General features: G+C 63.3%; 18 protein-coding genes. 7 read left to right on the forward strand and 11 right to left on the reverse strand.

Going from position 1 to position 21,983, the window contains the following annotated elements:
• Positions 1-157: 157 nt before the first annotated feature.
• From ACERHN_RS11440 to paaI, 4 genes are all read right to left on the reverse strand, one after another.
• Positions 158-844, reverse strand: coding sequence for a hypothetical protein (locus ACERHN_RS11440; RefSeq protein ID WP_415919156.1), 687 nt, complete (start codon positions 842-844; stop codon positions 158-160).
• Positions 841-5,598 (reverse strand): ankyrin repeat domain-containing protein, encoded by a 4,758-nt coding sequence (locus tag ACERHN_RS11445; RefSeq protein WP_415919157.1) that lies wholly within the window; start codon positions 5,596-5,598, stop codon positions 841-843. The genes ACERHN_RS11440 and ACERHN_RS11445 overlap by 4 nt, the downstream gene beginning before the upstream one ends.
• Before the next feature lie 183 nt (positions 5,599-5,781).
• Entirely contained in the window at positions 5,782-7,053 is a 1,272-nt protein-coding gene (gene paaK, locus ACERHN_RS11450) for a phenylacetate--CoA ligase PaaK (protein ID WP_415919158.1), read from the reverse strand.
• Positions 7,050-7,487: a hydroxyphenylacetyl-CoA thioesterase PaaI gene (gene paaI / locus ACERHN_RS11455; protein ID WP_415919159.1), complete on the reverse strand. Its 438-nt coding sequence runs from the start codon at positions 7,485-7,487 to the stop codon at positions 7,050-7,052. The genes paaK and paaI overlap by 4 nt, the downstream gene beginning before the upstream one ends.
• 116 nt (positions 7,488-7,603) lie before the next feature.
• Here paaI and ACERHN_RS11460 point away from each other — a divergent pair, with 116 nt between their 5' ends.
• Complete coding sequence (locus tag ACERHN_RS11460; protein WP_415919160.1) at positions 7,604-7,951, forward strand: DUF2794 domain-containing protein; 348 nt, start codon at positions 7,604-7,606, stop codon at positions 7,949-7,951.
• A gap of 83 nt (positions 7,952-8,034) precedes the next feature.
• On the opposite strand, the gene ACERHN_RS11465 is transcribed toward ACERHN_RS11460, so the two are convergent.
• The 3 genes from ACERHN_RS11465 to ACERHN_RS11475 all read right to left on the reverse strand — a co-directional run bounded on the left by ACERHN_RS11465 (position 8,035) and on the right by ACERHN_RS11475 (position 10,741).
• Positions 8,035-8,820, reverse strand: a complete 786-nt coding sequence (locus ACERHN_RS11465; RefSeq protein ID WP_415919161.1) for an NlpC/P60 family protein — start codon at positions 8,818-8,820, stop codon at positions 8,035-8,037.
• Positions 8,817-10,202, reverse strand: coding sequence for a leucyl aminopeptidase family protein (locus tag ACERHN_RS11470; protein WP_415919162.1), 1,386 nt, complete (start codon positions 10,200-10,202; stop codon positions 8,817-8,819). Before ACERHN_RS11470 ends, ACERHN_RS11465 begins: the two co-directional genes overlap by 4 nt.
• Before the next feature lie 86 nt (positions 10,203-10,288).
• A complete protein-coding gene (locus ACERHN_RS11475; protein ID WP_415919163.1) occupies positions 10,289-10,741 on the reverse strand; it encodes a hypothetical protein in 453 nt (150 codons plus the stop codon).
• A 90-nt stretch (positions 10,742-10,831) separates the two neighbouring features.
• Between ACERHN_RS11475 and ACERHN_RS11480 the strand changes: the two genes are divergently transcribed.
• From ACERHN_RS11480 to ACERHN_RS11490, 3 genes are read left to right on the forward strand one after another with little or no spacing between them, the layout of a single operon-like run.
• Positions 10,832-11,482: a carbonic anhydrase gene (locus tag ACERHN_RS11480; protein ID WP_415919164.1), complete on the forward strand. Its 651-nt coding sequence runs from the start codon at positions 10,832-10,834 to the stop codon at positions 11,480-11,482.
• Between the two features lie 60 nt (positions 11,483-11,542).
• On the forward strand, positions 11,543-12,520 hold the full coding sequence (locus ACERHN_RS11485) for a sodium-dependent bicarbonate transport family permease (protein ID WP_415919165.1): 978 nt from the start codon (positions 11,543-11,545) through the stop codon (positions 12,518-12,520).
• Positions 12,521-12,523: 3 nt separating this feature from the next.
• Positions 12,524-12,835 (forward strand): P-II family nitrogen regulator, encoded by a 312-nt coding sequence (locus ACERHN_RS11490; RefSeq protein ID WP_415919166.1) that lies wholly within the window; start codon positions 12,524-12,526, stop codon positions 12,833-12,835.
• Positions 12,836-13,211: 376 nt separating this feature from the next.
• Here the strand turns inward: ACERHN_RS11490 and ACERHN_RS11495 are convergent, their stop codons facing one another.
• From ACERHN_RS11495 to ACERHN_RS11505, 3 genes are all read right to left on the reverse strand, one after another.
• Positions 13,212-14,825: a DUF4139 domain-containing protein gene (locus ACERHN_RS11495; protein ID WP_415919167.1), complete on the reverse strand. Its 1,614-nt coding sequence runs from the start codon at positions 14,823-14,825 to the stop codon at positions 13,212-13,214.
• 132 nt (positions 14,826-14,957) lie between these two features.
• Positions 14,958-15,980 (reverse strand): aspartate-semialdehyde dehydrogenase, encoded by a 1,023-nt coding sequence (locus ACERHN_RS11500; protein WP_415919168.1) that lies wholly within the window; start codon positions 15,978-15,980, stop codon positions 14,958-14,960.
• A gap of 64 nt (positions 15,981-16,044) precedes the next feature.
• Positions 16,045-17,217 (reverse strand): MFS transporter, encoded by a 1,173-nt coding sequence (locus ACERHN_RS11505; protein WP_415919169.1) that lies wholly within the window; start codon positions 17,215-17,217, stop codon positions 16,045-16,047.
• Between the two features lie 97 nt (positions 17,218-17,314).
• Here ACERHN_RS11505 and ACERHN_RS11510 point away from each other — a divergent pair, with 97 nt between their 5' ends.
• The 3 genes from ACERHN_RS11510 to ACERHN_RS11520 all read left to right on the forward strand — a co-directional run bounded on the left by ACERHN_RS11510 (position 17,315) and on the right by ACERHN_RS11520 (position 19,874).
• Positions 17,315-18,439, forward strand: coding sequence for a DUF3095 domain-containing protein (locus ACERHN_RS11510; RefSeq protein WP_415919170.1), 1,125 nt, complete (start codon positions 17,315-17,317; stop codon positions 18,437-18,439).
• A gap of 95 nt (positions 18,440-18,534) precedes the next feature.
• Entirely contained in the window at positions 18,535-18,945 is a 411-nt protein-coding gene (locus tag ACERHN_RS11515) for a VOC family protein (RefSeq protein ID WP_415919171.1), read from the forward strand.
• Positions 18,942-19,874, forward strand: coding sequence for a 2-hydroxyacid dehydrogenase (locus tag ACERHN_RS11520; protein WP_415919172.1), 933 nt, complete (start codon positions 18,942-18,944; stop codon positions 19,872-19,874). Before ACERHN_RS11515 ends, ACERHN_RS11520 begins: the two co-directional genes overlap by 4 nt.
• A 92-nt stretch (positions 19,875-19,966) precedes the next feature.
• On the opposite strand, the gene ACERHN_RS11525 is transcribed toward ACERHN_RS11520, so the two are convergent.
• A complete protein-coding gene (locus ACERHN_RS11525) occupies positions 19,967-21,979 on the reverse strand; it encodes a M3 family metallopeptidase (RefSeq protein WP_415919173.1) in 2,013 nt (670 codons plus the stop codon).
• Between the last annotated feature and the right edge of the window lie 4 nt (positions 21,980-21,983).

Here is a 21,983-nt window from a genome sequence, read left to right on the forward strand (position 1 = left end):
AGCCCTGTCACAGGCCATGCACGATGTGTGCACAGGCTGTGCACAGCGCGGCATACATTCCCGCGATTTTCAGACGTAAACAGGGCGCGCGGCGCACTTTCTTAATCAAAGGTGAACGGACGCTAAGCCCCTCAGACCGTACCGCAGGCGCCCGTATCTAGTGCAGGGTTCCGGCGATGGCGCGGTCCGGTTGCAGTGGCGCGTCGATCTTGGACGGCAGATCGGCCATGACGGGGGTGTCGTCCTTCATTTCGATCATGCCGGTCGGCTGGATGATGAAGTCGCTGATGAAGACGGCATTGGAATAGACCACGGTCACCGACACCAGCCAGTTCCCATCCTGATCACGCCCGAACGACCGGACGGATTGGTGGATGTTTGCGAAAATTTCCTGCGTTTCCGCATGGTCGCCAGGGCCGCCCGCACGCAGAACATCCGGCGCATATGGCGCGTCCAGGGTTGTGGCGATATAGAACGGTCCTTCTTCGCCGCGCACGAAGAACGTGAAAAAGCGCAGGTAATCAATCACCGTGTCCTGGTTCAGATCAAGCAGCCCGTCGCCGTTAAGCGCATGGATCGGCGGGGATGTCCCATTGAGAAGGGTCAGCTCGCCTGCATGCTCCAGCATGTAGACAAAGGCGTTGCCCGGCTCCCATGCGGGGTCCTTGGCCATGAGAAACGTGATATCCGGATAAAACGACAGGTGCTGCGCCTTGATCTCGGTCTTGTCGGACCAGGGGATCTCGGGCAGCTTTTCACGCACCGTGTCGTGCCACCGCGTCCCGGTCTTGGCCCATTTGGAATGACCGGGGTGAAAAAAGTCCAGGGTCTCTTGCGTGGTCATTTCGCCTCTTCCAGTTCTGCCAGCTCGGCCTGAAGCGCGTCAGGCACAAGGTCGACCGCCGTGCGGCCCCATGTGTCGCGGCGGGCATCCGCGCCCCATCCGATTATCATAGCGGTGATCTCTTCGAGATCGCCTCTGGCCAGTGTTGCCCGTTCTTCGTCCATGAACGGCAATGTGACCGGTCCGTCGTCTTTCACTGGCCATGCATCCTTGGTGCCGCCCTCGGCCACGATCACGACGTCTGCGGACCGCTCGAGGATCGTGCGGCCCCATTCATCTGTCGCAGCCGGGTCAGCGCCCGCAGCGACGAGTTTGCGGAACAACGCGACCGCGCCGCGTTGCCCCATGAAAAGCAGCGCTGCATTCAGCGTCGCCTGCCCATCGGCGCGTGCGATGCAGGCATCAATCAGTGCCATGTCCGGCACGCGGCTGGGCTTCGTGGTGCCGCTTGGATTGCCGGTTTCGGCGGTTTTGAGAACGGCAATGAGGGACGGGGCGGACAGCGTATCGGGCATGCGTTCGCGTATCGCGGCCACAAGGTCGTCGTCGCCTGCAAACCACGCCTCGTCAAAGAGGGAGTTGCCGTCGGCTGGCCACGGATCAAGCTCATTCGCGGCAATGAGATCCGCAACGAGGCGGCCCATCCCCATGCGTATCATGTCGTTGGCGGGGTTCACGCTGTCGACTGTCTTGTTGACCAGCGCGCGGAAGGACGCCTGTTCGAGCAGCGTTTCAATCTTGTCCCGGTCTTCGTTCTGCACCGCGATATGCAGCGGTGACTTGCTGTTTGCGGGCAAGCTGGCCACGTCAAAGCGCGGGTGGTTTTCAATCAGGGTGCGGATGCTGTCGTGATGCTGCGCCAATTGCCAGGGTGACCGCCCGTCTGCGGCGACGAGGTTGACGTCCAGCGCGTCGCTGGTCAGCAACGCCGCGACCGCGCGGCGGGTGGGTTCGACGATGAACCGCGTTGCCTTGCCATCAAACCGGCCCAGCCAGTCCAGCGCGCAGTGCAGGGCGTTGCCGCCATCGGCAGCGGAGGCTGGGCCACCTTTGACATTTACCTTCGCGTTCGCATTCAGGAGGAACGTGATCACGTCAGCATGTCTTGCAAATGCGGCAAGCATCAACGGAGTATTCCCGCCTTCCGGTTGTGCATTTATGCAATCTTTGCCTTTGGGGTGGGTCAACAGTTCCTGCAGAATGTCGACTTTTCCGAGCGATGCTGCCTTGTCGAAAGCATTATTGCCGCCACCGGGACGATGGGTCGGAACTGCGCCACGGATAATACAGTGTTTCAGGACATCGATGCTGCCAGAGGCAACTGCTCCCATTATTGGTGTCGTGCCTCCGCGTGTCTCTTGATCATGTTTCCAGCCCTTTTCTTCCAACTCGTGCATCAGATCGAGCCGACCCATCGCTGCAGCGGAGTAGAGTGCATTGATGCAGGGTTGATGGTCCGTGCTTCCATCATCGTTGACGATGGGACTGGTATTGTCAGATTTTACTATGGGAGAAAGGCGTTCAAAAATATCGTCGCGCTCGCCCCAGATTGCTCCATCGATGACGGTCCATCCATCCTCTTCCAGAACGTTTGGATTGGCTCCCTCTTCGAGCAGGAACCCGACCATCTCGTCACTGACAAAGGCGGCGGCCATGAGGGGCGTTCGGCCATCGGCGCGGGGCAGGTCCATCACGTGCCGATCTGTCTCCAGAAAGCGGCGCATGAGGTCGACCCGCCCATAGCTCGCCGCGAGGTGCACAAAGAGCGACCCATATGTCGACGCCTCGACTGGTTGAAGCGGGTCCGTGGCAAGGTCCAGATGCTGGAGGCAGAAGGCGCGCTCTGCCCGGGTGCGGGGGTTCAGATTGGGCACGTCGATGACCGCCCAGTCGGTGGTCCGGTGGCCGAGGATACGGGCGGCGATCACGATGTCTTCGGCGCTGGCCGTGTCAACCCGTAGACGCCCCTTGCGATCCCAGACATTCGCACGTTCGAGGAAATCGGTTTCCTCCTGCAGCTTGTCCCGGACACCTTCGAACCAATCCCGCGCCTTGTCCCAGCGGCGAATGACCGCCTCATGCGCGAGCCGGCTGCCACCGGGGGCGGGGACGATCAGACGGGCCTGTTCAAAGGCGGCCTGCCGGTCTTGCACGGCATGAAAACCCCGGTTCGGCACCGTGGCCAACACCATCCGGCCCTTTTCATCGCCATCGGATTTGACCACCCGTACGAAGGGCCGCATGAACGCATCGAAATCCGCCTCTGTGCCGGACACCTTGTTCCAGGCCCCCCAGCCAAGACTGTCAATCTCGGACCCGATGTCGAGCTGGATCGGGATGTCATTCGGGGGAACGTCCACGAGATCGCTCATAAGGCTGTCGTTGGAACGGGGAATACGCTCGACGACGGTCTCAAACAACGCATGCAGTTTTAGGGTCAGCAGCGGCAGCGCAGAGATCGTTTCGCCCGCGCTGGTGCCGTATTTCAGCGCTTCGGTCAGCAGTGTTTCGACCGTATCCTCATGAAGCCTGAACCCCGCCACAGTGAACGGGCGCACGATGACGGCGCGCAGGAATTCCGGATCATCGTCCAGAACAATCCCGCTTGCGCGGCCGTAAACACGGTCGGACATGGATGTTGCCAAAAGGTCCTTGCGGCTGCTTTCCAGCGTGAAGACCACTGCGACCTCGGGCCCGATCAGTGCCTCGATCATAGTGATCAGCTTGTTCCACGCCGCGCCGTTCCAATCATTCGCAATGCTGTCGAGGATTTCTTCGAACTGGTCGATGGCGATCAGGACTTTGCGGTTGTGACGCGTCCGCTCCTTGTTGAACCACTCTTCGGCTTGCGCTGCGGCGCTGTCGAGATCGGGGCAGGAGATCAGCGGAAAGTCCTGTTCCGGTGGGGCCCAGCCCAGTTCTGATGCGAGGTGTTGGCAGAATGCTTCGAGGGGGCGTTGGCCGCCGCTGCGGCGGAACATGATGTCGGTCGGGCGGAAGGTGACGTAGTCGAAACCGAACTCTTCCGCCAGGTGCGCGACGCGCGCGTTCATGAACGAGGATTTGCCAACACCGCTCGGGCCTTCGACGCGCAGCACAGGCGATTTTCCTGCCTTTGCCTGCGCGTCAAAGAAGCTGCGAACCTGTTCTTGTGCCCCTTGGCGCCCATGGTAGTTTTCCTGATCCGCGGGCACGAAGTGCTCCAGCCGGAGATACGGGTTCACCACAACATCGGCCGGAATTTCGAGGATACGGTTCAGCAGTTGCCCAACGACGAATGCGTCGTCTTCGCCCGCGAAATCGCGGATCATGGGAATGCGGATCTGCTCCAGCCAGCCAATCAGGTTTTGCTCCCGTCCGGACCGCTCCTCTGGTGGTACTTGGTCGAAAACCTGAAGCGGACGCCCGGCGAGGTGCGTTTCCATGATCAAGCGGGTCAGGACCGTCACAGGCACTGCGCCGCTTTTGTGCATGGCCCTGCGTTCCTCTGCGGTATGCGCGTCGGTAAAGTAGAGACCGGACGGCGCGTCCGGTGACGCAAGACAGGCATGTTCGCACAGGAAATCCTCGAACGTGGTGTCCGAGGGGAGCGGGTCGCCGATGTCGCGGGGCAGCAGAACAACCGTGCCACCATGCGGCGCATCGGGCGACTGGAGCACTTGCCGCCACTTGGTACCGGCCTGAAAAGCATCCTCAAGCGACCGGTTGCCCAGGTCCCATCGCCGCATTCCGAGATCATAGTCTTGGGTTAACTTGCCCATCATGACGCTGACGGTCTGTTCGAAGCTGTCCAGCCATGGCGCGTCGGTTTCCGCGCCGCAGAGCACGAGGTTGGGTTTGCCTTCGTCAAATCCGAATGACCGACGGGCGTCGTTGAAGTTCGGCGCGAGCGCGTCGGTCAAATCTCTGATGTCGTCCCGAACGCCGCTGACGTCGCCGCGAATCTTGTCCTCCGCCGCGCGCAGTTGTCCGCTCAGGCTATCGTACTGCGTCGCCACCTGTTCGCGGACAGCGCGCAGGTCTGCTACATCCTGCGGGTTACGCAACTCGATCAGGATTTCATTCAGCAATCGTTCGACAGTCCGATGTTCCAGCCGCTCGATTGCGATGCTCAGGGAATTGGCATCATCGGAATACTGCTGCGGATTGCGTGCGATATGGGCGATCTTGTCCACGAGCAGGTAGGCAAAGCTGCGCCCCTCTGCGTGGTCCACACCCTCTTGCCCCTCTATCACGCTGGTCAAAAGCGGTGGCATCGGTTCGCCATGCTGGCCCGTTTTGACATCCAGCCATGCGACAAATTCAGAGTTCAAAAGCGTGCGGTCATCCGGGCGGGTTTGCCGAAGCATATGGTCGGAAACCATATTCAGGACCAGCTCCAGATGATCATCAATCGGGCTTTCGGGGAAAGCCTCGTTCCGTTTGCCATCGACCGGAAGCGCTTGGGCCGCTTCGCGGGCCAGAGCGCAAACGCGACGCAACTCTTCTTTTTGCGCCGAAGCCATGCCGCCGGCATCGGCGGCGTCCTCTGCGATCTTCAGAACACTGACCGTCGCCAGTGCCCATGCGGAACGGAATGCCCGTGTGACCCGGTGGTTTTCCGGCACTCTGTACCGGATGTACCCATTCAGGTGGCTTTTGTTTTTCAGCGTTTCGCCGAGGTCGGGTTTGAGCAGTTTGATTGTCTGTGCAAGCACGCGGCTTGTGCCTGTGACCACGCCCATGACAGGCACGGCGCCCGTGATATCAACCAATGTGCTGCACCCACTGCTTCACGTGTGATGCCACGCACGGCCTCCGTCAAGCCATACGAAAGTGTCACACAAAGATTCCCGTATTCCGAATGAAGCAATACGGGGTGCGGCGTTGTCAACTGACATTTGGTGGTAAGCGGGGTGTCCCCGGCGCTTTTGAACCGAGCATCCCCGCGCTGTCCCCTATCGGTTGTCGATGATGCGGACTGCCTTGCCTTGCGAGCGTGCGACGCTGCCGTGCGGACCGGTGGTTACGGTGACCGTGACGCCGAGCGTCTGTTTGATCCGGTCGGACAGCGCGCTGGCGTCACCGCCACCCTCGCAGTGGATGCACATCGCGTCCATGCGCCCGTTCCGGGTCAGTTCGATCTGGAAATGGGGGGCAAAGCCGGGTGTGGCCAGCAAGCATTCCTCGATCTGGGTGGGGAACACGTTTACACCGCGCAGGATGATCATATCGTCGCTGCGGCCGGTCACCTTTTCCATGCGCCGCATCGACCGGGCAGTGCCCGGCAGGAGCCGGGTCAGGTCGCGGGTGCGGTAGCGGATGATCGGGAACGCCTCCTTTGTCAGGGAGGTGAACACCAGTTCGCCCATTTCACCGTCGGGCACCGGCACGCCGGTCTCGGGGTCGATGATCTCGGGGAAGAAATGGTCCTCCCAGATGTGCAGGCCGTCCTTGGTTTCCACACATTCCATGGACACGCCGGGCCCCATGATTTCGCTGAGCCCGTAGATGTCCACGGCGTGCATGTCGAACGCCTCTTCGATTTCGGCGCGCATGGCATTTGTCCACGGTTCGGCGCCGAAAATCCCGACCTCCAGGCTGCTGTCGCGCGGGTCTATTCCGGCCTCGGCAAAGGCGTCGAGCACGGAGAGCGCGTAGGACGGCGTAACCGTGATCCCCTTGGGTTCAAAATCGGTGATCAGCCGGACCTGTCGCGGGGTCATGCCGCCCGATACCGGCACGGTCGTCAGGCCAAGCGCATCGGCCCCGAGGTGGATGCCGAGCCCGCCGGTGAACAGGCCGTAGCCATAGGCATTGTGCAACAGATCCCCCGTGCGCATCCCCGCCGCACGCAGGGAACGGGCCACGACGCTGCCCCAGACATCCAGATCGTTGGCCGTGTAGCCCACGACGGTTGGCTGACCGGTGGTGCCGGAGGACGCATGGATGCGCGCGACCTGATTGCGGGGCACGGCAAACATGCCGAAGGGGTAGTTTGCGCGCAAATCGGCCTTTGTCGTGAGCGGGAACTTTGCCAGATCGCCGAGGTCGTTGAGATCGTCTGGATGGATACCCGCCGCGTCAAACGCCGCCTTGTAATGCGGCACATTCTCATAGGCGTGGCGCAGGGTTTTCTTGAGCCGGAAGAGCTGCAGGTTGGCGATTTCGTCGCGGCTGGCGGTCTCAATTGGATCGAGCGTGGCGGGATCGGGTGTGAGGTCTTTCATGTCTGTGTGTCCTCGTCGAAATGCTGACCCTTGATGGTGCGGCTTTGGCCACGAAAGAGCGCGACGGTGCGGCCGTCGTCGCCGGTGACGGTCACGTCATATGTGCCCGAGCGTCCTGCGCGCGCGGCCTCGGTGGCCGTGGCGGTCAGGGCCTCGCCCGGTCTGGCGGGGGTGACATACGTGATCTGGTTCGTCTGGGCGACGGCGCATTGGTTGTAGCTGTTGCAGGCAAAGGCAAAGGCGCTGTCGGCGAGGGTAAAGATATATCCGCCATGGCAGATCCCGTGGCCGTTGAGCATGTCGTCGCGCACGGTCATCGTCAGGGCCGCGCGGCCCGGTGCGATGTCTTGCAGGGTCATGCCAAGGCTTTGGGTGGCGTGGTCACCGGCCCAGAGGGCCTGCGCGCTTTGCTCTGCGCGGGCTTGCGGTGTCATCTGCGCCCCTCCCAAAGCGTTTCAGATATGCGCAGGTTGCCCGGAATTTGTAACGTATTCAAGGCCCGGTGCACAGCGCTCTTGAATTCGGGCGCGGGGCGCGCAAGTGTCTGGGGATGAGTTTGCACACACCGCCGCCTTCGAACCTGCGTGAAAAGCCGCCAGAGCAGGTTGCGTTTCATCGCACCGAGTTGTCCGTGATCCTGTCGTTGTACGGGCGTATGGTGGCGGCGGGAGAATGGCGGGATTACGGCATTTCATCCTTGCGCGAGGTGGCGGTGTTTTCCGTGTTTCGGCGCACGGCGGAAAACCCGCTCTACCGCATTGAGAAACGGCCCAAGCTGCGTGGCCGGCAGGGCATGTATGCGGTCATTGGCATGGATGGTCAGATCCTGCGGCGCGGTCATGACCTGAAGACGGTGCTGCGGGTGTTGGAGCGCAAGTTGATCCGCGCGGTCGAGTGATCCAATTGAGCGCTGGCGCGCACGCGATTCATTTTTTCTGATGAAGGGGCTGTCTGCCCCTTCAAACTTCCCCGATGGTATTTTCAGCCAGAAGATGCAGGGCGCGCATAGCCGGTGACGGCGCCGAATTCCTTTTGCGCGATGCGCGCGATTGCGGTGTTGCGCGGCTCAATCGTCACGGCCATGTGGTGGGCGTTGGCGTGAATGATCGTTTCCGCGTCGAGCAGCAGGGCCACGTGGCCTTTCCAGAAGATCACGTCACCTGTGGTGCGCTGGTCTTCGGGGATCTGGGTGAACGCAGCCTGTTGCAGGTCGCTGTCGCCCGGGCAGGGGATATCTGCCGCGCGCAGGGCGATTTGAACCAGGCCGGAGCAGTCGATCCCGGCCCGGGTGTTGCCGCCCCAGAGGTAGGGTGTGCCGAGGAGTTTCCGGGCGGCGTCCGTGGGTGTCACGCGCGCGGGGCAGGGGGTAAGCTGGGCGCGCGGGATATGGCCAAGCGCGGTTTCGATATAGTCCGGCGTTTCCGACAGCGCGGTGACATGCGCCCCGAAGCTGAGCGCTGCGGTTTCGCGGGATTTGAACGTCGCCTCGGCATAGGCGTGACCGGCGGGTGCGGTGAGCATATGGGTGGCCGGGGTCCGCGCACCGAGATCGGTTTGCGCCACGAACCCGATATAGCCGTCCTTTCCCGAGCGTATATAGCTGTGGTCCGCGCGGTTGCCGAGGATCGTGACGGGATCCCCCAGAAGGAGCTGGCGGTCGCGGGGGCCGTCCGGGGCCCGGAGAAGATCGGCATGTGGGCGGGTGATTTGCGCCGGTGTTGTCCCGTCCACGAGGTGCGGGTCGGGTGTGACGCGCGGGTCGGTCACAGGTTCAGGGCCTCCGGCAATGCGGCGAGCAGGGCGCGCGTGCCCTGGCCCACGCCGCCCTTGGCGCGCGCGGGTGCGTCGGAGGGTTGCCAGCCGTAGACATCGAAATGCATGTAAGCGGGCGTTTGCGTGACAAAGCGGCGCAGGAACAGGGCGGCGGTGATCGAACCTGCAAACCCGCCCTTGGGCGCGTTGTCGAGATCGGCGATGCCGGGTTCGATCATGCTCTCGTAGCCGGGGTGGAAGGGCATGCGCCAAACCGGGTCGGATTGGGACGCCGCGGCGCGTTCGAGCGCGGCGGCGGAGGGTGCATCATCGGTGTAGTAGGGAGCGAGGTCCGGGCCCACGGCCACGCGCGCCGCGCCGGTGAGCGTCGCCATGGAGATCATGAGCGCGGGCGGGTCTTCGTCGCCCAGGGCCAGCGCGTCGGCAAGAACGAGGCGGCCTTCGGCATCGGTGTTGTTGATTTCGACGGTGAGGCCCTTGCGACTGTTCAGGATATCGCCCGGGCGGAAGGCGTTGCCCGCGACGCTGTTTTCGACGGCGGGGATAAGGACACGCAGGCGGACGGGCAGGCCCGTGGCCATGATCATATGCGCAAGGCCAAGCACGTGGGCGGCCCCGCCCATGTCTTTCTTCATCAGGCCCATTGCGCCGCTGGGTTTGAGGTTGAGCCCGCCGGTGTCAAAGCAGACGCCTTTGCCCACGAGGGTCAGGGCCGGGCCGCTGCCGCCCCATGCCATGTCGATCAAGCGCGGGGCGCGGTCGGCGGCGCGGCCCACGGTGTGGATCAGGGGAAAGTTGCCTGCGAGCAAATCCTCGCCCGTTGTAACGGTGAGCGTGGCACCGAAGCTGTTGGCGAGGTTGTGGGCCGCGGTTTCGAGGTCGGGCGGGCCCATGTCGCTGGCGGGGGTGTTGATCAGGGTGCGGGTGAGCGCCTCACCCTGCGCCTGTGCCTCGATGCGTGCAGTGTCGAGGCCGGACGGGGCGACCAGTGTCGCCTGCATCGGGCGTTGGTCCTTGTAACGGTCGAACCGGTAGCTGGCCAGCAGCCAGCCGAGCGCTTCGACGTCGAGTGCCGCATCCGATGGGACGGTTGCCAAGGCGTAAGCGCCTGCGGGCAGTTTCGCGGCCCCTGCCGCAAGGTGGAACCGGGTGCGCGCGCGGCTGTCTGGGGTGCCATAGCCGACGGCCGCGCAAGTCAGCGCGCCGTCCGGGCCGGGGATTGCAATCGCCTGGCCCAGAGCGCCGGTAAAGCCGTTGGCCGCCACCCAGGCTTGCGCCACCGGGCCGGTTTTCTCTGCCCAGCTTGCGCACGCGTCCTCGGACACGAGGTGCAAGGGAATGGCGTCGGGCGTGTCGGGGGCAAAGGTTAGGGTCATTGGGGCACCGCGTGGTTGCGTTCCCGATGGACCCTAGTGCGAAAGGCACCGGACCTGCAACACGGGGCGGGCGTCCGGCGCCGCGGTCAGATTGTCAGGTCCTGCAAGTCCCAGATCGCGGCAAGCGATCCTTCGCCAGACCGCATGAGCCGCGCAATTGTCGCGCCAAGTGCCACGCGGTCACCGGCATCGATGCAATTGATCACATCCTGCGCCACGCGGGTGACGAGGTGCATGCCGATCTGATCCGCGATGGCGATGAGCGAACGGCTGGATTTCCGCAACTCCTCGTAGTTTTCGGTCCGGAACAGCCGATCGCAATGGGACATGCGCAACGCGAGTTCTTCCATGGCGCGGCACACCACGTCCTCTGCGCCCGCGTGGCCCATTTCCGTATAGAGCGCGCCAAGCCGTTCGTGATCCACATGAACGTCCTCAACGGGACGTATTTGCGTAAGTGTCGTCAACTGGTTCACCTCGTTCACACCTGTTTTGCGCCCCCACGGCACGGCTCTGATATGCAGGTCACGGGTTCCCAAATCGTTAGGAGCGACGCGTCTTTTCACTCGAATTCGCTGCAAATACGGTTTAATGGCCCCAGTCAAAGTACGAAGAGGGGACCGCAACCCATGCACCGCATCAAACCGTTGCCCAATTATTTCCTGCAACGCTATCAGGGTTGGAAGGCCACCACCTATGCGCAGAACCAGGCCTGGTATCAGCGCCTCGCCGAAGAGGGGCAACGCCCGCGTGCGATGATCATTGCGTGCTGTGACAGCCGGGTGAACGTCACCTCGATCTTCGGGGCGGATCAGGGGGAATACTTCATCCACCGCAACATCGCCAATCTGGTGCCCCCACATGAGCCGGACGGGCTGCATCACGGCACGTCGGCAGCGGTGGAATATGCGGTCAACGTATTGAAAGTGGCGCATATTATCGTGCTGGGGCATTCCAAATGTGGTGGGGTCAAGGGCTGTATCGACATGTGTGCGGGCCGCGCGCCGGAACTGGATGACAAGACCAGTTTCGTGGGCCGGTGGCTGGACATCCTGCGGCCGAAGTTCGGTGTGGTGGAGGCGATCACGGACGAGGCGCAGCAGGCCAAGGAAATGGAAGAGCAGGCGGTAATCACATCGCTCGAAAACCTGATGAGCTTTCCCTTTGTCGAAGAGCGGGTGAACGGCGGATCGCTCAGCCTGCATGGGCTGTGGACCGACATTGGCGATGCGTCGCTGGCGCAATTTGCGGGGCCGAAGCAGGGTTTCGTGAAAATCTGACCGACCCCGGGCTGATTGATCCGGGCCAATCGACTGTGGCCCCCAAGGACGAGGACACCCATGCAAGATATCCTGAGCCTCGCGGCTGCGAACCTGTTGTCGCCGATCATTCTCAGTTTTGCGCTGGGTGTGGCGGCGGCGTTGGCGCGGTCCGATCTGAACATTCCCGAAGCGGTGGCCAAGGGCATGTCGATCTATCTGCTGTTTGCGATCGGGTTCAAAGGCGGGGTGAGCGTGGCCGATCACGGGATCGACGGCACGCTGGCGCTGTCGTTGCTGGCGGGGATCGTGTTGTCCGCCGTGTTGCCGCTGATCGCCTTTGCGCTGTTGCAGGTGCTGGGCAATCTCAGCCGTCTGGACGCCGCCGCGGTGGCGGCGCATTACGGCTCGATCTCCATCGTGACATTCGTGGCGGGCACATCGGTGCTGGAGGCCAGCGGGATTGCATCCGAAGGCTATATGGTTGCGGTGGCCGCCGCGATGGAGGCGCCCGCGATCCTGTCGGCCTTGTGGCTGGTGTCGCGCGGGGGCGACAGCCGCCGGATGGACCCGGAATTGCTGCGCGAGATCATGCTGAACGGCTCCATCGTGCTGTTGGTCGGCAGTTTCGCAATTGGCTGGATCACGGGTGTGGACGGGCTGGTCAAGATCGAGGCGTTCATCGTGTCGCCGTTCCAGGGCGTGCTGTGCCTGTTCCTGCTGGATATGGGGCTGGTGGCGGGGCGCGGCCTGCGCGGTGGGTCCGGCGTGCTGCGGCCCGGTGTTCTGGCCTTTGGCATGGTGATGCCGCTGGTTGGCGCCACGCTTGGCCTTGGCACAGGGCTGCTGCTGGGACTGAGCACGGGGGGCGTTGCGCTGTTCATGGTGCTGTCGGCCTCGGCCAGCTATATCGCGGTGCCTGCGGCGATGCGCGTGGCCCTGCCCGAGGCGAACCCGTCGATTTACCTGACGCTGTCACTGGGTGTGACGTTTCCGTTTAACCTGACCATTGGCCTGCCCGTATACGTGGCCGTGGCCAGCGCGCTGACCGGAGGATAGGCCATGCAAACCCATCAGGCCAAACGAGTGGCCATCATCATCGAACAGGTCATGCAATCCCGCCTGACCGATGCACTGGAAGAGGCCGGTGTGACCGGTTGGACCATCCTGCCGGTGCTGGGCGGGTCGGGCCGGTCCGGCGCATGGAGCCGCGAAGGCCAGATCAGCCGGGGCACCGGCATGGTGCAGGTCCTGTGCGTGATCCGGCCCGAGCGGCTGGATGAAATGCTGGAGGCGGCGTTTGCGGTGGTCGAACGTCACATTGGCGTCGTGACGGTCAGCGATTGCGAAGTGCTGCGGGCCGAACGGTTCTGATGCCGTGCAAGGGCGCGCCGGTGTGACCCCGCGCGCCCCGCACTCGTTACGTACCATTTCCACTACTCGCTACCGTACAAAACCTGCCGATATCTCTTGCGCTGTGCCTGCCTGCGGATCAGCCCCGTGGCACGGCCACGCGCGGAACCCCCAAGATCGGGCGATTCTGCGGCGTGTGTGCCGCGGCACTGTGTATTGGCCCACGGCATACCCGTTCGGCATTACCATCCGCTTACGGATTTCATTCCACTTGTGCCGATTTTGTTCGTGGCCGCAGGCGGTCGCAGTCCTGCACCCGACAAGGACCAGAACACACATATTGCGGGGTCGGGCGCTGCGGCGCGCGCCCGACCTTTCGCCGTTGTTTCGTGATGCGTTACCGCAGCGTCTGACCCTCGGGCCACGTGATCCGCGTTTCCAGCGACACACGCTGTGTCTGACCGGCGGCCAGCTCCAGATCCCACGCAAGGATACCGCGCCGATCATCGACGCCGTCCACATCCGGCGCAGGGGAGGCGGACCAGTCAATGACCAGATCCTCCTGTTCCGAGAACGGCACGCTTTCGCGCAGTTCGACGGCCCAGCTGCGCGAGGTCAGGTTTTCCACTTCGAGCCGGATCTCCTCCCGTTCTTCGTTGGACCGCGAGATGATCCCGCGATCCCCTTCGTTGCGGTCCAGAACCGTGCGGGTCAGGCGCAGCCCCTCGATGGGGCCAAAGAACATGTCGGTGTCCGCGTTGGGCGGTAGGCTGTCCATCTGGGTCATCCCGACCAGCTGACCGTCGACGTAAAGCGTGGCTTGGCCCGGCAACAGGATTTCGGACGATGAGTTGGTAAAGGCGACCTGCCGAAAGGCGGTTTCATCCAGACGCGGCACTGCGCGGGCGCTGAGGTCCGCGTCGAACTCCAGCGTGTCCAGCGCGATTTGCAGGGCGTCCCGCTGCGTGGGGATCGAAACCGTGCCAGGCAGGGCATAGCTGACACCGACGCCAGAGAAATCCGCCGTGGCGACCATCTCTTCGACGATGACGGGGGCCTCCATTGCGATATCTGCCGACGCTCCGGCGCTGCGCGATGTCACCTGCAATTTGCGCAGCTCGTTCGGGTCCTGGATGCGGCGCAGGAGCGGCCAGAGCGTGCCGGGATCGGTGCCTTGCAACGGCGACAGCGTGGACAGGGTCAGCGCAACATCGCTCCAGTTTTCGCCGCTGTTCTGGCGGATGGACGCACCGCGATCAATTTGCAGCGTATCGTCACCGTTCAGCGCGGCGCGGTAGACCGGTTGCCAGGATACATCCTGCGCGATGTAGCGCACTGTGACAGTGGCCGTGGTGTCCGCCGGTGCGACGACGTTCAACGTCAGGGCGGCAGGGTTCGCATTTGGCGATGTCGCGTCATCGAGGGCGGCCTGCGCTTCGGCCACGGCAAAGGCGAGATCATCGCGCCCTGCGCGCAGGCTGCGCGCCTCTGCGGTGGCTTGCGTTATCGCCGCCCGTGCCGCCGTGCCGTCGGAGGCGATCAATTGGCCAATGGCGCGCAGGGCGTCCACGTCCAACGCCGCCTCATCCGGCAAGGTGATGCCATTGAGGAACGTGATCTGATCCTGTGCGGCTTGCGCGCGCGCCTCGGCCAGTGCAATCGCGTCGTCCCGCGCCGCCAGCGCCTCTGTCGCGGCATCAAGCGCTGCCTTGGCCTGTTGCCATTCGGGGGTGCGCGGGGCGCGGTACGGGGCGTTGTCCTGTGCCGACCAGCTGCGCGATTGCACGGTCGCCCCGCTCAGCTCGACATCAATGACTTCGGGAACGGTGAACCGGGGCATGTCGGCAACAACAAGGCTGTGCGCGCCCGCCGGCAGATCAATGCTGACTTCACGCGTGACCACCGCGCCGGAGGCAAAGGCGGTCACAGCCGTGGGCGGGGCGTTCAGCGTGAACGTGTCCGCCAATGCGGGAAAGGGCAGGAGCGTAAGACAAAGGGCAAATGCGCGCATAAAGGTCACCTGATTATGATCGGTGATCCGATGGTGCACGTATGATGCGCAGAGCTAAAGGGGAATATGTGCACGTCTCGTGCAGGTGGGGTATGGCGGACGTTGCGCCGCCATACCTGAGATCAATGCAGGTCAGCCCTTTTGCAGGACCTTGTTGCCCAGCAGTTCGGCAATCTGCACCGCGTTCAGCGCAGCCCCCTTGCGCAGGTTGTCGCTGACGCACCAGAAGTTCAGACCGTTTTCGATCGTGCTGTCCTGCCGCAGGCGGCTGATGAACGTGGCGAAATCGCCGACGCATTCGATCGGCGTGACGTAACCGCCGTCCTCGCGCTTGTCGATCACCATGATGCCGGGCGCCTCACGCAGGATGTCGCGCGCCTCGTCCTCGTCGAGGAAATCCTCCGTCTCGATGTTGATCGATTCGGAGTGACCCACGAACACCGGCACACGGACGCATGTGGCCGTGACCTTGATCGAGGGATCCACGATCTTCTTCGTCTCAGCGACCATCTTCCACTCTTCCTTGGTGGAGCCGTCGTCCATGAACACGTCGATATGCGGGATCACGTTGAACGCGATCTGCTTGGTGAACTTGGCCGGTTCGACCTCGGTCGTCGGGTTGTAGACGGCCTTTGTCTGGTCCCACAGCTCGTCCATGCCCGCAGCCCCGGCGCCGGACACGGATTGGTACGTGCTGACCACGACGCGCTTGATCTTGGCGCGGTCATGCAAGGGCTTGAGCGCCACAACCATCTGCGCGGTCGAGCAGTTGGGGTTGGCGATGATGTTCTTCTTGGCATAGCCGTGGATGGCGTCGGCGTTCACCTCGGGCACGATCAGCGGCACATCGGGGTCATAGCGGTAAAGCGATGAGTTATCGATGACCACGCACCCCGCCTTGGCCGCGGCTGGCGCGTATTTCTTGGTCGCGTCGGACCCGATGGCAAACAGCGCCATGTCCCAACCCGTGAAGTCAAACGTATCAAGGTCCTTCGTCGTCAGCGTCTTGTCCCCGAACGTCACTTCCGTTCCCAGCGAACGGCGGCTTGCCAGCACGGCAATCTCGTCCACAGGAAACTGGCGCTCTGCCAGGATGTTCAGCATTTCGCGGCCCACATTGCCGGTGGCGCCCGCGACGACGACACGATACCCCATGATTTACTCCTTTTCGGGTAGGTGGGTGCGCCTTATACCCAAAGGCTGCCGGGGAAAAGGGGCCTCAGTCGCGCGCGTCCCGTGTGAGGGCATAGAGCATCACACCCACCAGCAGTGAGACCGCGAAAAAGCCGAGGATCGCGACATAGGGCGCGGTCGGATCGCTGCCCGCGGTGGCCGTGTGGATGCGCCCCGATAGCGTCTGCATCACACCCACGCCGCCAATGCCGAAAAGGTTCATCAGCGTCACGCCCCGCCCGGTGAGGTGCGCGGGAAAGAAGCTGCGCGCATGGGCGATGATGACCGGAAACGTGGCACCGAAAAACCCGATCGCCGCCATGAGCGCAATCGACAGGACGGGATCGCGTCCGATCCACGTGATCAGCGCAACCAGCAGGCCAAGCGTGATCACGTTGCCCCCGAACACCACCCATTTGCGGGTGCCAAAGATGCGGTCCATCGGGCCATAGGCGATGGTGCCCACGATCATCGCAAGGCTCATCACCAGCGTGGCAAGCCCGATTTGCGATACGTTCAGGTCAAAGACATCCCCGAGATAGGGCCCGATCCAAAGCCCCCGCACCGCCGCCACGGGCGCATAGTTCACGAACATCAGCGGGATGATCAGCCACAGGACGGGCATGCGCAACAGATCCATCAGCGACCCCTGACCGGCCTCGTCGCTGGCCGCCGGATCACGCACGGTCAGCAGGCAGCCCAGGGCAATCACTGCGCTGGTCGCCGCCAGCACCCACATGGCGCTGCGCCAGCCGATGGTTTCCGCCGCATAGGCCATCGGATAGCTCGAGATCAGGTTGCCGATAGTGCCAACGCCAATCATCAGCGCGGCCAGCGTCGCAAATGTCCTGGGTGGGAATTCACGGGCAAAGATGAAAAAGCTGGCCATCAGCACGGGCGAACATCCCACCCCGATCAGAAACATCGCCGCATGGATGTGAAGCGGCGCCTGCGCCACGGCAAAAAGCGCGGCACCACCGCCCCCGCCGACAAGGAACAGCCACCCGGCCGTCCGCCGTGGCCCCAACGTATCCAGTGCCCAGCCCACAGGGATTTGCATCGCCGCAAAGGCCAGGAACCAGATGCCCGACGCGGTGGCCAGAACATCCGGTCCAATCCCCAGAGTGTTCTGCAGCGGTGCGGTCAAAACCGCCAGAAAGGCGCGGAAAAACTGGCTCAGCACATAGGCCAGAGCCAACAGCAGCAACCCGGTGTTCATGATGTCTCCAATCCCTGCGGTCCACGTGACACGCGCACCGGGCTGACGCAAGGTGCATCCGCGTGCTAGGGTCGAGACCAACAAGGGGAGTGGGGTCATGTTCTACGACAGCGTGCCGCGGCAGCGGGCCTTTGCGCCACTGGCCGATCCGGCCAACTACACGCCGCTGCCGGATGACTGGGTCGTGGGCACGTCCGACATCATCGGGTCGACCAAGGCCATCGCCTCTGGTCAGTACAAGACAGTGAACATGATCGGCGCGGCCGTCATCTCGGCCCAGATCAACGGCGCGGCGGGCCGCGCATTCCCCTATGTCTTTGGCGGCGACGGCGCAGCGTTTGCGCACCCGCCTGAACACAGGCAGGCCGCCGCGGATGCGCTTGCCGCGGTGCAGGTCTGGGCTCAGTCGGAGTTCGGGATGGGCCTGCGGATCGGGCTTTATCCTGTGGCCGACATCCGCGCCGGAGGACAGGACGTGGCCGTCGCCCGCTATCAGGTCACGGAGGGCGTGGATTACGCCATGTTCGCAGGCGGCGGCGTCGCCTGGGCCGAAGCGCAGATGAAGGCAGGGCAGGAAACCGTACCACCCGCCCCAGCTGGTACTGTGCCCAACCTCGAAGGGCTCAGCTGCCGGTGGAGCCATATGAAATCGCGGCAGGGCACCATCCTGTCCGTTCTGATCCAGCCCGCACCGGGCGCCGACACCGCCGCCGTGGCGCGCGTTGTCGAAGAGGTTCTAGAGGTCGTGCGCCATCTCGACCGGGGCGGCCATCCGATCCCCGCCGAAGGGCCCGCCCTGACTTGGCCCAAGAACGCCCCCGCGCTTGAGGCGCATGTGCCCGGCGCCGACGGAACCAAGGCCAGCAAGGGCAAGATCACCTTTGAGGTCATGATGGCGTTTCTGTTTCTCAAAACCAACCTCAAGCTGGGCGGTTTCGATCCGGGGCACTACCGCAAGGCCGTGGGCCTGAACGCGGATTTTCGCAAATTCGACGATGGGCTGAAAATGACCATCGACTGCGACGCGGCGACCGTGGCGCGGCTGCGGTCGATCCTCGAAAACGCGCGCGGTGTCGTGCAATTCGGCCTGCACGAACAGGACGAAGCGATGATGACATGCATCGTGCCGTCGATCATGGAGGACACGCATGTCCACTTCATCGACGGTGCGGCGGGCGGCTATACCCAAGCGGCGGTTGGCCTCAAGAGCGCTGCGGACTGATCCCGGGCCGTGATGGGATCCATCACAAAAGACGCGAACACACCATGCGCTTTGGGGTTTACCGGTTTGGCCAAACTGCTCTAACCGTTGGTGCCATGACACTCTTTCACCTCGCCTTCAATGTGACCGACCTTGATGAAACCCGCGCCTTCTATGGCGGCCTGCTGGGCTGCACCGAAGGGCGCAGCACCGACACATGGGTCGATTTCAACTTCTTCGGACACCAGATCAGCTGCCATCTCGGCACCCCGTTCGACAGCAAGCCCACCGGCAAGGTTGGGGACGTAGACGTGCCCATGCCCCATTTCGGAGCCGTGTTGCCGATGGCGGATTGGCGCGCGCTGGCCGACCGCCTGACCGCGGCGGGCACCACTTTCGTCCTCGCGCCGCAAATCCGGTTCGAAGGGCAGCCGGGCGAGCAGGCTACAATGTTCTTCACCGACCCATCTGGCAACCCGGTCGAGATCAAGGGCATGGCAGATTTTAACGCGGCCTTTGCCACGTGACCGTCAACGTCCTCTTTGCGGCAACCGAAATGCGGTGGGCTGAATACCGCGACGTCCTGCGCGCGGCCATCGCCGAGGTGGGCGTGGATGCCCGCGTCGATACGACGATGCAGGCGGCAGAGGTCGATTATATCGTCTATGCCCCGAATTCGGAGGTGCAGGATTTCACCCCCTTCACGCGCGCCAAGGCGGTGCTCAACCTCTGGGCCGGGGTCGAGGCGGTGGTGGACAACCCAACGCTGAACATCCCGCTCTGCCGCATGGTCGATCCGGCCCTGACCCAGGGCATGGTGGAATGGGTGACGGGGCATATCCTGCGCCTGCACCTTGGCATGGATGCGCATATCACCGCAGAGCCGGGCACCTGGGACCCGGTGGCGCCGCCGCTGTCATTTGACACGCGGGTCACGATCCTTGGCTTGGGCGAATTGGGCCGCGCCTGCGCACAGGCGCTCCAAGGCCTCGGGTTTGACGTCGCGGGCTGGAGCCGGTCGCCAAAGACCATTGACGGGATCCCCTGCCACCACGGTCCGGACGGCCTCGATACGGCCCTGGCCCGCGCTGATTTCGCAGTCTTGCTTCTGCCTGCGACCGCCGCCACGGAAAACACGCTCAACGCCCGGACCCTTGGCCTCATGCCTGCGGGCGCGCGTATCCTGAACCCCGGTCGCGGCCCGCTGATTGATGACGAAGCCCTGCTCGCCGCGCTTGAAACCGGCCACATCGCGCACGCAACGCTGGATGTGTTTCGCACCGAACCGCTGCCCGCCGATCACGCCTTCTGGCGGCACCCGTCCGTGACCGTCACACCCCATGTGGCCTCGGAAACCCGCGCCGCCTATTCCGTCAAGACCGTTGCCGAAAACATCCGCCGCGGTGAGGCAAACGAACCCTTCCTGCATCAGGTCGACCGCACCGCCGGTTACTAACCGTCTCTGTTCAAAAAAATCCTCGGGGGTGTTTGAGGGGGCAGACAGCCCCCTCATTCCCTAAATCGCGTGCGCGTCAGCGCGCAATCCGATCACGCGGCCAACCCGCGCCCCCGGAGCAGCGCCTCGACCCCCGGCAGCCGTCCGCGAAACGCCACATACAGCTCGGCCGCGTCAACACTGCCACCAGTGCTCAGGATATGTTCTTCAAGGGCTGCCGCGCGGTCCGCATCAAACGGACCTCCCGCCTCTTCAAAGGCGGCAAACGCGTCCGCATCCATCACCTCTGACCACATATAGCTGTAATAGCCGGACGAATATCCGTCCCCCGCAAAGACATGTGCGAAATGGGGTGTGGCGTGGCGCATGCCGATGGCACGTGGCATGCCCAACGCCTCCAGCACCTCTGCCTGCCGCTGCATCGGATCGCCCGGCGCCGGTCCGTCATGAAACGCCAGATCCACAAGCGCGGACGCCACATACTCCACCGTCTGGAACCCCATATCATAGGTCGAGGCCGCCAAAACCTTGTCGAGCAAATCCTGCGGCATCGCCGCCCCGGTGTCCGCATGGGTGGCAAAGTCGCGCAGCACCTCCGGCACCTCCAGCCAGTGCTCGTAAAGCTGGCTGGGCAACTCGACAAAGTCCCGCGCCACGGATGTGCCCGAAATGCTCTCATAGGTCACATCGGACAGCATCTGGTGCAGCGCATGGCCAAACTCGTGGAACAACGTGCGCGCATCGTCATAGGACAACAGCGCGGGATCGCCCTTGGCAAAGTTGCACACGTTGATCACCACCGGGGTCTGCACCTTCGGGAACTTGGCCTGCGCGCGCATCGCCGAACACCACGCCCCGGACCGTTTCGATCCGCGTGCAAAGTAGTCTCCGATGAACACCGCCACGTGCTGGCCATCCCGCGTCACCTCCCACGCCCGGCAATCGGGGTGATAGAGGGGCACATCCAGCGGCGTGAACGCCAAACCAAAAAGCCGCGTCGCACAGGCAAAGGACGCTTCGATCATCCGGTCGAGTTGAAAATACGGTTTCACCTCCGCCTCATCGAGGTCATGCAGCGCGCGCCGCCGTTTTTCCGCGTAGTAACGCCAGTCCCAGGGCTCCAGCGGGCCGTCCACCCCGTCTTCGTGCATCATCTGTTCGAGGATCGCGCCATCCGACAGCGCGCGTTCCCGTGCCGGTTCCCACACAGACATCAGCAGGTCGCGGACGGCTGCGGGTGTCTTGGCCATCTCGGTTTCCAGCTTGTAATCCGCAAAGGTCTCATAGCCGAGGAGCTGTGCCCGTTCCGCGCGCAGCTTCAGGATTTCCGCGGCAATGGCCCGGTTGTCCGTCGCCCCGCCATTGGCGCCCCGCGCGGCCCAGGCACGATAGGCCTTTGCTCGCAGATCGCGGCGTGGCGAGAATTGCAGAAACGGTGTGATCAGCGAGCGTGACAGGGTCACGACCGGCCCATCCGCCGCTTTCTCTTCGCCCGCAGCCCGCGCCGTGTCGATGACAAAGGCGGGCAAGCCCTCCAGATCGGCCTCCGCAAGTGGCATGAACCAATCCCGCTCATCCGCGAGCAGGTTCTGCGTAAACGCGGTGCCCAGTTCCGCAAGCCTCCCCTTGATCGCCTTCATCCGCGCCTCGGCATCGCCCTCCAGCGCAGCACCCGCACGCACATATCCACGGTGGGTCAGCATCAGGACCCGCGCCTGTTCTTCCGTCAGGTCCAGCGTGTCACGCGCCTCCCAAACCGCGGCAATCCGGGCAAAGAGCGCCTTGTTGCCCGCGATGTCGGCAAAATGCGCCGCGAGTTTGGGTGAAAAGTCCCGCTGCAACGCTTCGCGCGCCGGATTGCTGTCGGCGCCTGCCACGCTGAAAAACGGGCCAAGCACCTTGTCCAACACCTCACCTGCGGCCTCGAGCGCTTCGATCGTATTGGCAAAATCCGGGGGTGCATCGGACCCGGCAATGGTATCGATCTCTGCACGATGTGCGCGCAATGCCTCGTCCAAAGCGGGGGCGTAGTCATCGTCCGATATGCGGTCAAACGGCGCAATGCCAAAGGGCGTGTCCCAGTCTTGCAGCAGCACGTTCGTCATCAGG

The organism is Tateyamaria rhodophyticola, assembly GCF_047777875.1.
Lineage (GTDB): Bacteria > Pseudomonadota > Alphaproteobacteria > Rhodobacterales > Rhodobacteraceae > Tateyamaria.

Excerpts from the sequence above, each read along its gene's own strand:
- ACERHN_RS11500 (WP_415919168.1), bottom strand. The coding sequence starts at position 15,980 with ATGGGGTATCGTGTCGTCGTCGCGGGCGCCACCGGCAATGTGGGCCGC.
- ACERHN_RS11485 (WP_415919165.1), top strand. The coding sequence starts at position 11,543 with ATGCAAGATATCCTGAGCCTCGCGGCTGCGAACCTGTTGTCGCCGATC.
- ACERHN_RS11490 (WP_415919166.1), top strand. The coding sequence starts at position 12,524 with ATGCAAACCCATCAGGCCAAACGAGTGGCCATCATCATCGAACAGGTC.
- ACERHN_RS11480 (WP_415919164.1), top strand. The coding sequence starts at position 10,832 with ATGCACCGCATCAAACCGTTGCCCAATTATTTCCTGCAACGCTATCAG.
- paaI (WP_415919159.1), bottom strand. The coding sequence starts at position 7,487 with ATGACACCGCAAGCCCGCGCAGAGCAAAGCGCGCAGGCCCTCTGGGCC.
- ACERHN_RS11510 (WP_415919170.1), top strand. The coding sequence starts at position 17,315 with ATGTTCTACGACAGCGTGCCGCGGCAGCGGGCCTTTGCGCCACTGGCC.
- ACERHN_RS11505 (WP_415919169.1), bottom strand. The coding sequence starts at position 17,217 with ATGAACACCGGGTTGCTGCTGTTGGCTCTGGCCTATGTGCTGAGCCAG.
- ACERHN_RS11440 (WP_415919156.1), bottom strand. The coding sequence starts at position 844 with ATGACCACGCAAGAGACCCTGGACTTTTTTCACCCCGGTCATTCCAAA.
- ACERHN_RS11470 (WP_415919162.1), bottom strand. The coding sequence starts at position 10,202 with ATGACCCTAACCTTTGCCCCCGACACGCCCGACGCCATTCCCTTGCAC.
- ACERHN_RS11495 (WP_415919167.1), bottom strand. The coding sequence starts at position 14,825 with ATGCGCGCATTTGCCCTTTGTCTTACGCTCCTGCCCTTTCCCGCATTG.
- ACERHN_RS11460 (WP_415919160.1), top strand. The coding sequence starts at position 7,604 with ATGAGTTTGCACACACCGCCGCCTTCGAACCTGCGTGAAAAGCCGCCA.
- ACERHN_RS11525 (WP_415919173.1), bottom strand. The coding sequence starts at position 21,979 with ATGACGAACGTGCTGCTGCAAGACTGGGACACGCCCTTTGGCATTGCG.
- ACERHN_RS11515 (WP_415919171.1), top strand. The coding sequence starts at position 18,535 with ATGACACTCTTTCACCTCGCCTTCAATGTGACCGACCTTGATGAAACC.
- paaK (WP_415919158.1), bottom strand. The coding sequence starts at position 7,053 with ATGAAAGACCTCACACCCGATCCCGCCACGCTCGATCCAATTGAGACC.